The sequence below is a fragment of the Chitinophaga sp. G7 BAM 1005 genome (assembly GCF_057126945.1).
The window spans coordinates 1,180,188-1,193,657 of record NZ_CP181478.1 but is presented as its reverse complement, the minus strand read 5'-3'; the positions used below and the strand labels follow the sequence as shown (position 1 = coordinate 1,193,657).

Below are 13,470 nucleotides of genomic sequence, written 5' to 3'. Positions count from 1 at the left end.
CGCATTGAATAAAAAACCGGGGCTGAGATTGGCGTCCTACCCCGGCTGCTGTTCAATTTAATCAACAAACAAGTCGGTAAACATTATTTATTAATTCAACCAAACATTGCAAAAGTATGCAACTTAAGGCTATTTGTAATTCCGGTACCCGCAGATATTGGAAATTTGCGGGGCTCTCAACCAAAACTTTGTTAGTTATGAAGCTAACTTCTTTTATGCTGCTCCTTGCTGCCTTGCAGGTAAGCGCTGAGGGCAGCGCCCAAACGGTGACTTATTCCGCCAAAGCGGCGAGTCTCCAGAAAGTGCTGAACGTGATTAAAGCACAAACGGGCTATGTTTTCTTTTACGATAAAAATGATCTGAAGAACAGCAACCCTGTTTCGGTAGACATAAAAAATGCCTCGCCACAGGCCGCGATGGAAGCAGTATTGCGTCAGCAGCCGTTGAGCTTTGAGATCCAGGGCAATACTATCTTCATTACAAAAAATGAAAAACCGGCAGCAGCGCCGGTAACCGCACCTCCCCCTGCTACCATTACAGGAAAGGTAATAGATGAAACCGGGGCAGCGCTTCCAGGTGTTTCCATTGTTGTAAAAGGTACACAGAAAGGGGTTGTTTCCGGACCAGATGGCAGCTTCCAGCTGGCAAACGTACCGGAGAACGCGGTACTGGTGGTAACCAGTATCGGGTACATCACCCAGGAAATCAAGGTCGCCGGAAAAACACAGATCAATATTTCAATGGCGCCGGATGTAAGCGCCCTGAAACAGTTTGTGGTAGTAGGTTATGGCACGCAGAAAAAGGCGAACCTTACCGGTTCCGTTACTTCTATCGGCACAGAACAACTTACTAACAGGCCGGTAACAAGCCTGGGTAACGCATTACAGGGTACAATGCCAGGCATTACCGTAACAGCTGCCAACAGCGGACAACCCGGCAACGACGCCGCAAAGATCCGTATCCGGGGTATTGGTACGCTAAACAATGCCGACCCGGTAATTGTGATAGATGGAGTAGTTACTAACCTGAGTAGTCTTAACAATATTAACCCCGACGATATTGCCACTTTATCGGTACTGAAAGATGCGGCATCTTCCGCTATCTATGGTTCCCGTGCAGCCAACGGCGTTATTCTTATCACTACCAAACAAGGCAGGAAAGGCCCTCCGCAGGTTACCTATACCGGGTATGTGGGTAAACAACAGGCCACCGGCTTACCAGACTTTTTACCTTCCTGGCAGGCAGCTACGTTATATAACCAGGCGCTGAGCAATGAAGGAAAAACTGCCCGATGGACAGATGCAGAAATCCAGAAATTCAAAGATGGTTCTGATCCTTTTAACTATCCCAATACCGACTGGCTCGACCTCTTTTACCAGGGCAGCGGTTTACAACAGAACCACTATGTAGGTGTTTCCGGCGGTAGCGACAATACACAGTATGCCTTCTCTTTGGGTGTATTTGATCAGAACGGCCTCATGGAAAAAACAAATGCAAAACGTTACACCAGCAGGCTGAACATCACTTCTGAAATCAAAGACAACATAAAAGTAATCGGTAATATCGCCTTTACTTCTTCCGGCAGAAATGAGCCCAGCAACCCTTACACCGGCGATTTCACGCAGCTGGTAAGACAGATCAACCGCATCTCCCCTACCATTCCTTACAAATATGAAAATGGCCACTATGGCTATATTTCAGATGGTAGCCCAATGGCGTGGCTGGAAGGAAACAGCCTGAATAAATACAATAATTATGACCTGATTGGCAACGTAGGCGTAGACTGGGAAATTGTGAAAGGACTGCATTTCAAGCCCTCCCTTGCCTATGTGATGAAGATCAGCCATAACAAAAAGTTTATTGCTGACCAGCAGTATTATGATGCTGCGGGTAACGAAACATTTTACCAGGGACCCAATTCCGTAACAGATGAGAGCACCTTTGGCAGCACTGTTACGCAGCAGGCATTGCTGGATTATACCAAATCCTTCAGTAAACATAATTTCAAAATACTGGGTGGTTACTCCCAGGAGCTGACCAAATTCAGCTTTGATGACGGTTACCGGAAAGGTTTCCTGAACAACCAGTTAACCGATGTTAACCTGGGTTCAACAGATGGACAGAAAACCAGCGGCTACTCTTATCAATTGGCGCTTCAGTCTTATTTTGGCCGGTTAAACTACGACTTCGACGGCAAATACCTGTTTGAAGCAAACCTTCGGTATGACGGTTCTTCCCGTTTTGCTCCCGGCAACAGGTGGGGCTTATTCCCATCCTTTTCTGCCGGCTGGAACTTAGACAGGGAAGACTTCTTCACGCCACTGAAAAAATATGTTTCCAATCTTAAAATAAGAGGTTCATGGGGACAACTGGGTAACCAGAACGTAATAGGCCCGGATGATACTAAGTACCCGGCAGCTCCTTACTATCCGTGGATAACCAGCATTGATGGAACCCAGAACTATACTTTTGGTGGTACAACTGCCGCTATTGCAGCCGGCGTAGCGCCTGTCAATGGAGCTAATAAAGATATCAAATGGGAAAGTACCACTGAAACAAGTGTGGGTATCGACGCAGGCTTCCTGGATGGAAACTTAAACTTTACTGCAGATTATTTCTATAAACCAACTCATGATATCCTCCTGGCCATACCGGTTGGCGGGGTATATGGTTTGAACGCGCCTGTTCAAAATGCTGGCTCTGTGCTGAACAAAGGATGGGAATTTTCACTCAGCTACGCAAACAACGCAGGTGATTTCAAGTACAATGCCTCCGTGAACGCAGCCTTTATTAAGAATGAAGTAACCGACCTTCATGGCACAGGACCAACCATTACCGGCTATACATTCAGACAGGTGGGCTACCCTATCAATGCCCTGTACGGATACGAAGCAGATGGCATTTTCCAATCGGCCGACGAAGTAGCCAAATCGCCTTATCAATCCAACAGAACTGCCCCGGGCGATCTGAGATACAAAGACAAGGACGGTAATGACACCATTAACAGTGCCGACAAAGTATACCTGGGCAATTATTTCCCGAAAGTAACCTTTGGCGTTAACCTCGGCGGTTCCTGGAAAAATATTGATCTCAATATCTTCCTGCAGGGCGCCGCTGGTGTGAAAACATACATCGACGCCGGTAAACTGGGCAGTGTAAGTTCTTCTGCCGGTAAACCCACTTCCGCTTTACTGGATACCTGGACGCCGGAAAACACTTCAGCAGCGTTACCACGCATCTGGAGTGGCTATACGCAAAATGATCCCAGCGGCACGCCTTCTTCCTTCTGGGTGAAAGACGGATCTTACCTGCGTCTTAAAAACCTGCAGGTAGGTTATACACTGCCGGAAAGAGTGGTGAAAAGGATCGGTATCAACAAAGTACGTTTCTACTATAGCGGACAAAATATCCTCACCTTCGACGGCCTGTATAAATGGATAGATCCGGAAGCATCTATTACCAGCAGTATTTATTACTACCCGCAGGTGAAAGTGCACACGTTTGGCGTAAATGTTAGTTTTTAACGAAAAGCAATCAACATCATGAAAAGGAACATCCTCTATATAATACTCTTCTCTGCTGCGCTGCAATCCGCATGCAACAAAGATTTCCTCGACAGGCAGCCAACAAATGCCTACAGCAACGAATCCCTCTGGAATTCACAGGGCGACGCCCAGGCAGCTCTGAACGGCTGCTACAAAGACTGGGAAGGCGACTACACCCTGCTCTATATGGACGCCGTGAGCGATAATATGTACAGCCAGTACTACTGGGAAGGCTATACGGACTATGGCAATGGCAACATTACACCGGCTAATACCAACGCCTCCAAGCGCTGGAGCTATACCTCCATCCAGAAATGCAACTGGTTCCTGGAAAACGTTGATAAAACGCCGATGGACGAAACTTTAAAAACACAGTTTAAGAGTGAAGCCCGTTTCCTGAGAGCTTACCAGTACTTTACCCTTACACAGCTTTACGGAGATGTACCACTGGCTAAAAACTCCGTTACCACGGAAGAAGCCAATACCATTTCCAGAACAGCCGCTACCGAAGTACGCAAATTTGTATTGGATGAACTGGAAGCCATTGCACCTACCCTGCCGGTAAGCTACAGTGGTAGTGAGGTTGGCCGCATTACACAGGGCGCTGCACTTTCCCTGAAAGCCAGGCTGGAATTGTATGATAAAAACTACGCCGCCTGTATCATTGATTGTAAAAAGATCATGGCCCTGGGTTATGAACTCTTTCCTAACTACCAGAACCTGTTCCGTATCCAGAACGAAAACAATAAAGAAGTGATCCTCGATGTACAATACAAAGAGAATGACTATCCCAATGCCGATATCGGTGTAATGCCATCCTCTTCCTTTGGCGGCTGGGGTTCCCTCGACCCTACACAGGCACTGGTGGATGCCTACGAAATGAAAAACGGAAAGACCATTGATGATCCAACATCCGGCTATTCCGAAAATGATCCGTACAACAACAGGGATCCACGCTTAACCGCTACCATCGTGTGCCCTGGCCAGTTGTATGAGGGTAAATACTACAACTCCATTCAAAGCACATCCGGCGATTACTATAACGGGGATAACAATTCCAAAACGGCTTACATTCCGAAAAAATTCACGTCTAACCTCTCCGACTATACGGATATGTGGAACACCGGGCTGAATATGATGGTGATCCGCTACGCCGAAATACTGCTCACTTATGCAGAAGCACAAATTGAATCAGGCGTTATTGACAATACCGTGTATGATGCGATAGATGCCATCAGAACCCGCGCAGGCATGCCGGCGGTAGACAGAACAGTATATAACACCGTTGATAAAATGCGTACACTCGTAAGACGCGAACGCAGGGTGGAACTGGCGCTGGAAGGCTTACGCTGGTATGATGTGCAGCGCTGGAAGATAGGCACTGCCGTTAGATCCGGTACGGTGTACGGCGCACGGCTGGGCACCGTAGATCCCGCCAATGGTAAACTCACCCTCAGCGGAGATCATATCACCGTAGAGCAGCGCACGTTTGTGGAAAACAGGGATTACCTGTGGCCGGTACCACAGGCAGAAAGGGATATCAACAAAAACCTGACACAAAACCCAGGCTACTAATACAACTGTAACAATCAAAAGAAATCCCGCGAGTTGAAAGATGAGCGGGATTTTTTTATGCTTAAAAAGTATTCACATGTATCGTTTCATTACCGGCCTGCTGGTTTGTTTTATTCTTCCTTTCACCTTGTCCGCACAGCAAACCAGGACCGTTCTTAACTTCAATACCCACTGGGCCTTTCAAAGAGGCGATATCACCGGCGCGGAGCAGGTAACATTCAATGATAAAAACTGGTCAGGCATCAGCATCCCGCACGTAATGCGTATTGAGAAAAAGCATAACGGCGGCAATGCGGTATACCAGGGCATTGGCTGGTACAGGAGATATTTTAAAATGCCGCCCTCATACCGTAATAAAAGGATCACCGTTTGTTTTGAAGGTGTGCAAACCATCGCGGATGTATATCTCAATGGCCACAAAATAGCCACCCATGCAGGCGGCTATATGGGCTTTGTGGTAGACATCAGCGCGTATGTGAATTTTGAAAAAGATAATGTACTGGCAGTAAAGGTTTCCAATAAAGATAACCCGCAGATTCCACCGGGAAAACCACAGTCGAAGCTCGACTTCAACTACTTTGGCGGCATCTACAGGAATGTGTCGATGGTGGTTACTGAAAAAGTGTTTATCTCCCATCCGCTGGAAGCCAATAAGGTAGCCGGTGGCGGCGTATTTATCACCTACCCCGCCGTTGGCAGGGATGCCGCGGCTGTTGCCATAAAAACCAATATCGTGAATGCTTCCGGTAAACCGGTACATGCCACACTGAAAACAACACTGGTGGATAGCAGTGGCTTGCCGGTAGCAACAGCAGCCAGTGAGCAGCACATTCCCGCACAGGCAGATGCGGATATCCGGCAATCGCTTACCGTGAGCGCACCTCATTTATGGCATCCCGATCATCCTTACCTGTATCACCTGGTATCCGTTGTTTATGAAGACAATGCACGGGTGGATAGCCTGGTCACGTATACGGGCATACGAAATATTGCCTTTGCTGCCGACGGCTTTTATATCAATGGAGCAAAATTATACCTGCGTGGCGCCAACAGGCACCAGGCATACGAATATACCGGCGACGCGGCAACAGATAACCTGCAATACCGCGATGCCCTTCAGCTCAAGAAAGGAGGTTTCAATGCGGTGCGCGCCGCGCATTATCCCGCATCGCCCGCATTCCTGGATGCCTGCGACAAAACAGGCTTGCTGGTGATTGAGTGCGAACCCGGATGGCAGTTCTTTTCCAAAGACTCCCTGTTCGTTGCAAACACTTACCGCGACATCCGGGAGATGATCCGCCGCGACCGCAACCACCCGTCTGTTTTCCTTTGGGAAACGTCTCTCAATGAGTCGCCTGCTACAGCAGCATGGATGCAGCAGGCCGTGCAAACCGCACGGAACGAAATGCCCGGCAACCAGCTGTTTGTAGCCGACGATTTTAATGCCCGCAGTAAAGATCATTACAACGTTTCCTATAAAGTAATAAATGAAGATGGCTCCGATCCGATGCCGTCACGCCCGTTTATTACCCGTGAATGGGGCGATACCTGGATGGCCGATGCCGAAAAAGAAAACAGCCTGCGCGCCAGCAGGATGTACACAGAAAAAGGATTAGTCAACCAATGTGTACTGCGGCAAAATGCATTGAACGGGGAAACGTCCGAAGCGTTGGGCGGTTACTGGGATCATGGCGGACTGGACGCTAATCCCAGGATAGGCGGTTACTTTGTATGGAGCTACAACGACTACACCCGTGGCTCCGATCCCATCACCGCTTTCAGCGGCGTTACCGATCTTGACCGCTATGAGAAATTCAGTTACTACCAGCTCCAGGCCATGCAGGATGCCCGTAATCCCGCCTATGGGCCTATGGTATACATTGGCAGCTACAACAACCAGCCGGCACTGGATAGCGCAATCATGATATTCTCCAACTGCGATGCTGTACAGCTTTACCGGAACAACAAATTCTGCGGCGAAATAACCAGGGAGCAAAACGCCCGCACCGCGCCTTTTGTAGCGGCCAAAGGCGGCAGCCCCTACTTTGTTTTTCACACCGGCAAATACGAGCCCGGCGAATTGAAAGCCATCGGTATCCTGGATGGGAAAGCTGCCTGCACACATATGGTGAAAACACCCGGCACGCCTCATCACCTGGAAATTGAAATTCCGGAAGCTGCTGCTGTTTCCGTTGCCGACGGCTTTTCTATGACGCCTTTTTATGTGAAGGTATGCGACCGGAACGGCACGCTTGTATCCAACGAAACCGCCGGGCAATCCTATACTGTTCAGATCAGCGTATCAGGACAAGGCGCTCTCATAGGCGGAAATATTCCGGCAGCAGGTATCGCTTTGCAGAAAACGGAAGGCGGTATTGCGTACGGTGTTATCCGTCACGCTGCCACCGCAGGAAATATACAGATCAATGTAAAAAGCGCCGGCATGGCTCCAGGCAGTAAGGTGATTAAAACAACCGCAGCACCGTATCAATACGTAAAAGATGGCGCCCACCGGCAATGGATACACGAAGATAAAAAAACAATGGCGGCGTATTATACAGACACCATCCCTGCCAAACAACTCCAGGAGATTAAGCTCACCGGTAAAGCCGGCTTTGTGCAGCCTGCGGATGAAGGTTTGCGTGCGGTTATCGACGGCAACACCGCCACAGGATGGGTATCCGGCGCAGGAAGTATTCCTGTAAGCATTACCCTGGATCTGAAAAATGAATACCAACTGAGTGGCAGCCGCGTGGTGTGGGGGAAAGACAGCGACTGGTACACTTACAGCATTGCTGTATCTGCCAACGGCAGCGACTGGATAAGTGTAAAGAATACTGAACGGGTATCCGGGCAAAATTATCAGCCGGTACTTTTCCATCATGCAGCAGTGAGGTATGTCCGTTATCTTATTACAGGTATACAGCCTGAAAACAGCAGGATAGCAGTGAAGGAAATACAGTTATACGGGAAGAGGTAACTGCCCCACCTGTTTACAGGGTAAAACCATTTAATGAAGAAAGGTGGGAAGCACCATGATTCCCACCATCATTAAATGTTTGAGGTACAGTCGCAGGTGTTGCAGCGCATGTGTGATCTGGTTTTCCACGCTTCTTTTGGAGATATTCAAACGTTCTGCTATTTCCTGGTTACTGAGTTGTTCCTCCCTGCTCAACAGGAAAATTTCTTTACTGCGTTTCGGTAAATTGCTGAGGGAAGCGTGTAGTTGCCGGCGGAAAGATTGCTCCTGTATTTTTTCTTCAGCAGCGTTACCGATGGCTGCCATATGTTCCGCTGCTTCTACTACCTGGAATACTTTTCTCGACTTCAGCACGCGGTACACATGATAACGGGTAGCAGAAATAATATAATTGCGAAAGTGATTAATCTGCAGTTCTTCTCTTTTAAGCCATAACGTGAGGAATACATCATGCACAATTGTTTCGCTTGCTTCCGGATCGCTTAGTATGTTGTTAGCGGTTTGATACATCTTTCCCCAATAACGGTTAAATAACAGGTTATAAGCTGTTTTTTCACCGTCTTTGACTGCAAGCCATAAATCAGCATCTGCTGTGTTAGCATCCCACCTAATCATGTCACAAAAATTGACAAAATAAAATTACCTCCGTGTTAAATTAAGATGAAATATGTAGGAATTGATCCTGGTTGATGGTCACTGTAACACCTGTTGGCGCTTCCTTCCCTGACAAAATACTCTTTTTTTTAAAAAGTAGGTGTGTTAGGGAAAATAATTGTCTCTATAGAATAAATGAATCGCCTGTGATGACAAAAGAAGAATACCTTGATCTGTACGAAAGGTCCCTGAGAGGGGATTGCAGCCAGGAAGAACTGGTCCGGTTGCAGCAGTATGAGGATGACTTTTGTTTTTCCGATGAAGCTCATTCCGACGAAGTCTTAAAAGAAAAGATATATAACAGGCTCTCTGCAAGTATTGCGCGGGAAGAGAACGTAAAACGGCTATTCCCCTGGAAAGCCGTAGCAGCAGCTGTAGCGGTATTGGTGGTGGCAGCATCCGGCTTCCTGTATTTTAACAGCCACCTGTTGCAGCGGAACAAACCGCTGGCAGTGGCAGCTGAAAAAGCACCTGTAACAAAGCACAACATACTACCCGGCACCAATAAGGCCGTGCTTATCCTGGCCGATGGTAGCGAAGTAGAGCTGAATAAGGTCACAGAAGGGCAGATAGCAGCGCAGGGCAATACCACGGTGAATAAGTCCGGTAACGGTCAGTTGATCTACCAGCTGGCGGATAAACCACAAACAACTTCCTTAGCAGTATTTAATACACTGGCCGTTCCGCGGGGCGGGCAGTACAACCTGACACTGCCGGATGGCAGTAAGATATGGCTGAATGCTGCCAGTAAACTACGCTTCCCTACCCAGTTTACAGGTAAGGAAAGAATGGTAGAGCTGGAGGGAGAAGCCTATTTTGAAGTAGCGCATAACCAGCAGCAACCTTTTGTGGTGAAAGTAAAAGGAATGCAGGTAGAAGTGCTGGGTACACATTTTAACGTGATGGCATACACGGATGAAGCCACTATAAACACTACGTTACTGGAAGGAAAAGTAAGGCTGCGCAACGACCAGGCAGCTGAAGTGATCCTAAACCCCGGACAGGAAGGGATATTTACCGGGAACAAAGGTTTTAAGGTGAACAAAGCTGATATAGAACAGGTAATGTCATGGAAGAATGGCTACTTTATTTTTAATGATGAAGACCTGACATCCATCATGCGTAAAATTTCACGTTGGTACAACGTGGATATTGAATATAGCAGTGGCACAAAGAAATTATCTTTTGCGGGTAGTATCTCCCGTTTTAAAAATGTTACAGAAGTATTAAATATGCTGGCATTAACGGGAACCGTACAATTTAAAATAGAAGCAGGAAAAATCACTGTCATTAATTAACCTATCGTCCACAACATATCGGCCAGGTCAATAATTCGTAAACTAAACTTTATTTATGAAGCGTAATGCTCATGCCTTGAAAAAGGCAGGTCTACTGTCATGGGAGACACTCAGGTTAGTCAAGCTCTCCTTCTCTCTTGTTATTTTCCTTTCGCTGCAGGTAAGCGCAGTTACCTATGCGCAAAGGGTTAATCTTTCTGAGAAACAAACCCCGTTAAGGGAGGTGTTTAAAGAAATAAAAAAACAAACCGGTTACAATTTCCTGCTCAATACGGAGATGCTGGCAGATGCCCGGCCCGTAACCTTCACCCTGGTAAATGCCACGCTGGAAGAAGCATTGAACAAGTGCTTTGAAGGGCAGCCTTTTACTTACACGATCAATAACAACACCATTGTTATTAAAAGAAAGGCGATGCCGGTGGTGGCAGCTGAAGAAATAACCGGTACCGTTACCGATGAAAAAGGCGTTCCCATTCCCGGCGCCAGGATATTAAATCAATCCACCAATAAAGGCGCTATCACCAACGATAAGGGAGAGTTTAAGATTGCGGTGAATCCGGGTGAAAAGCTGTCTGTAAAAATGCTGGGATATGAAGAAATTATTATTACGGCAGATAGTAAACAGGATTACAACTTCCGCCTGAAGCCATCTACGGTGGGCCTGGATGCGGTAGTAGTGGTAGGTTATGGCACGCAGAAAAAGGCCAACCTTACCGGTGCGGTGAGCATGGTGAGCAGCGAAGACTTCAAAGGCCGGCCCGCTACCTCCGTTGTTTCTGCGCTGCAAGGCCAGATGACAGGTGTTACCGTGGTTAATGCCACGGCTATTCCCGGCGGCGCTGATCAAAATACCATCCGTATCCGTGGTATAGGCACGCTCAATGATGCCAATCCGCTGGTGGTGGTAGACGGTATTCCCGGCGGCAACCTCAACATCCTGAACCCGGACGATATTGAAACCGTATCCGTGCTTAAAGATGCAGCCTCCTCTTCTATTTACGGAGTACGTGGCGCCAACGGCGTTATTCTTGTAACCACTAAAAAAGGTAAAAGCGGCAAGCCGTCTTTAACTTATGCCAATTACTTTGGCGTACAAACGCCTACTGCATTACCTACTTTCCTGGGTTCTGTGGATTACATGACATTGCTGAATGAAGCCAAAGTGAATGCAGGCAATAATCCTACCTATACGCAGGAACAGATTGATATTGCCAAAAACGGCAGCGATCCGAATTATTACGCCAATACCAACTGGCTGAAAGAAATGTACAAGTCGGGCGCACCACAGCAAAACCATATGCTGAACCTTTCCGGAGGCGCTAACAACATTAACTATTACCTGTCTTATGGCTTCCTGAAACAGGGCGGCCTTATCACCGGTGATAACTATAACGCCAAAAGGCACAATGTGCGTTTAAGGCTTAACACCACGTTGTTCGACATTCTGCAGCTCGATGCCAACCTGGGTTATATCGACCGGAACCAGACTGGTTCCAGTGCCGATGTAAGTGGTACAGGCGGCCCTATCCAATCAGCCCACCAGATCTCTCCGCTGGTACCGGTAAGATTTACTACCGGTGGCTGGGGATATCTTGGCGGTTCGGTGAACCCGGTTGCTCTTGTAACAGATGGCGGCACCAATGATTTCTCTTCACAGGAAATTACCGGTAACATCCAGGCTACGCTGAATATTACAAAGGACTTTCGTTTAAGAGGACAGTATGGCCTCGTGAAAAGCAATTCTTTCAGACAGATCTTTACAAAAACCATTAACTACTACAGTCCTGATGATAATTCACTGATCTACCAGACCAATAATCCCAACAAAATTGACAACCGGGATTATACTTCTTTGTACCAGACGGTGATCGGGATGGCGGAATATGAAAAGACCTTTGCAGGTAAACATTACGTGAAAGCGCTGGCCGCGGCTTCTTCTGAAGAAACGGTGAGCCGCAATTTCACCGCCAGCAGAACCAACCTGCCTACACAGGATCTGGGCAGCATCAACCTCGGTACACTCAACCCGCTCAACGGTTCAGATGGCAGCCAGAATGCGTTGCAATCCATGTTTGGCCGGGTGAATTACGCCTACAGCGACAAATACCTGCTGGAAGGTAACTTCCGTTACGACGGATCTACCCGCTTTGCGGCAGACCTCCGCTGGAACTGGTTCTTCTCCGGATCGGCAGGATGGGTATTTTCAAAAGAACCTTTCTTCAAATCACTGGAAGGTATTATCAACTTTGGTAAAATCAGGGCATCATATGGTACGCAGGGTAATGATAAAGTACAGGATGATTTCGGATATCTTTCCTCTATCAGCTCTGTATCCACCATGCCTATCGGGAATGTGTTGACCATCGGTTACCGCCAAACAGGTATTCCCAATCCGTTGCTCACCTGGGAGTCGATGACCAAACAGGACATCGGCCTGGATCTCACCTTCCTGAACAACCGGTTAAGCCTCACAGCAGATTACTACATCAACAATACCAACGACATCCTCCTGAGAGTACCATTGCCGGATGTACTTGGCATGAATGGCAGTTACCCCTACCAGAATGCCGGTAAAGTGCGCAACAAAGGATGGGAGCTGATGATAGGCTGGCAGGACCGGATCGGTGATATCAGTTACGGTGTGAGCGGAAATTTATCTGATGTAAAGAATGAGGTGATGAGCTTAGGCAATGCGCCGGCCACTATTGCCGACCAGATCAGAACGGTGGGTCAGCCGATTGATGCCTTTTATGGTTTTGTGGCGGACCGCATTTCGCAGATCTCTGACTACTCTTACGATGCCGCCACCAACAAATACACGCCGCTGTTCCCTTATGATGCCAGTTATCCTATGATGCCGGGCGATATCATTTACAAAGATTTAAACAACGATAAAAAGATCACCGCCGCAGACGACCGCCAGGTGATAGGCAGCGCTATCCCCAGGTATACCTATGGATTTAAGGGAAATGTTGCCTACAAAGGTGTTGACTTCAGCTTCTTTTTGCAGGGAGTAGGTAAAGCAGATGGATGGATCACCAGTGCTGCGCGTCATGCTTTTATTAACGATGGTTCCAATCCGCAGCCGATCCACCTGGACCGGTGGACGCCACAAAATCCTGGCGCCAGCTATCCGCGGCTTGCTTATGGTTACTCGTATAACCAGCGCCTGTCAACCTTCTGGCTCGAAAATGCTTCTTATCTCCGGTTAAAAAATATCCAGGTAGGATATACGCTTCCCGCAAGCCTTACCGAAAAGCTGAGGATAGACCGTTTCCGGCTTTATTTCTCTGCCGATAACCTGTTCACCGCTTCCGACTTCTTTTACGGATATGATCCGGAAACACCCGTGAGCAACGGCGGTTTCTATCCACAGGTAAAAACATTTGTATTTGGTTTAAACATCAACTTTAAATAA

At 47.6% G+C, this 13,470-nt stretch carries 6 protein-coding genes; 5 read left to right on the top strand and 1 reads right to left on the bottom strand.

Going from position 1 to position 13,470, the window contains the following annotated elements:
• The first annotated feature begins 197 nt into the window (after positions 1 to 197).
• The 3 genes from ACMXI2_RS04745 (at position 198) to ACMXI2_RS04735 (ending at position 8,100) form a co-directional block, all read left to right on the top strand.
• Positions 198 to 3,524 (top strand): TonB-dependent receptor, encoded by a 3,327-nt coding sequence (locus tag ACMXI2_RS04745; RefSeq protein ID WP_483780555.1) that lies wholly within the window; start codon positions 198 to 200, stop codon positions 3,522 to 3,524.
• An 18-nt stretch (positions 3,525 to 3,542) separates the two neighbouring features.
• Entirely contained in the window at positions 3,543 to 5,120 is a 1,578-nt protein-coding gene (locus tag ACMXI2_RS04740) for a RagB/SusD family nutrient uptake outer membrane protein (RefSeq protein WP_483780554.1), read from the top strand.
• Between the two features lie 76 nt (positions 5,121 to 5,196).
• Positions 5,197 to 8,100, top strand: a complete 2,904-nt coding sequence (locus tag ACMXI2_RS04735) for a glycoside hydrolase family 2 TIM barrel-domain containing protein (protein WP_483780553.1) — start codon at positions 5,197 to 5,199, stop codon at positions 8,098 to 8,100.
• 30 nt (positions 8,101 to 8,130) lie between these two features.
• On the opposite strand, the gene ACMXI2_RS04730 is transcribed toward ACMXI2_RS04735, so the two are convergent.
• Positions 8,131 to 8,715: a sigma-70 family RNA polymerase sigma factor gene (locus tag ACMXI2_RS04730; protein ID WP_483780552.1), complete on the bottom strand. Its 585-nt coding sequence runs from the start codon at positions 8,713 to 8,715 to the stop codon at positions 8,131 to 8,133.
• Positions 8,716 to 8,903: 188 nt separating this feature from the next.
• Here ACMXI2_RS04730 and ACMXI2_RS04725 point away from each other — a divergent pair, with 188 nt between their 5' ends.
• Positions 8,904 to 10,052 carry a FecR family protein gene (locus ACMXI2_RS04725; protein WP_483782388.1) on the top strand — a complete coding sequence of 383 codons (1,149 nt, stop codon included), beginning with the start codon at positions 8,904 to 8,906 and terminating at the stop codon, positions 10,050 to 10,052.
• A 55-nt stretch (positions 10,053 to 10,107) separates the two neighbouring features.
• Complete coding sequence (locus ACMXI2_RS04720; protein WP_483780551.1) at positions 10,108 to 13,470, top strand: TonB-dependent receptor; 3,363 nt, start codon at positions 10,108 to 10,110, stop codon at positions 13,468 to 13,470.

Bases quoted from the DNA above. Each gene is read 5' to 3' on its own strand.
- ACMXI2_RS04745 (WP_483780555.1), top strand. From the start codon at position 198: ATGAAGCTAACTTCTTTTATGCTGCTCCTTGCTGCCTTGCAGGTAAGC.
- ACMXI2_RS04740 (WP_483780554.1), top strand. From the start codon at position 3,543: ATGAAAAGGAACATCCTCTATATAATACTCTTCTCTGCTGCGCTGCAA.
- ACMXI2_RS04735 (WP_483780553.1), top strand. From the start codon at position 5,197: ATGTATCGTTTCATTACCGGCCTGCTGGTTTGTTTTATTCTTCCTTTC.
- ACMXI2_RS04730 (WP_483780552.1), bottom strand. From the start codon at position 8,715: ATGATTAGGTGGGATGCTAACACAGCAGATGCTGATTTATGGCTTGCA.
- ACMXI2_RS04725 (WP_483782388.1), top strand. From the start codon at position 8,904: ATGACAAAAGAAGAATACCTTGATCTGTACGAAAGGTCCCTGAGAGGG.
- ACMXI2_RS04720 (WP_483780551.1), top strand. From the start codon at position 10,108: ATGAAGCGTAATGCTCATGCCTTGAAAAAGGCAGGTCTACTGTCATGG.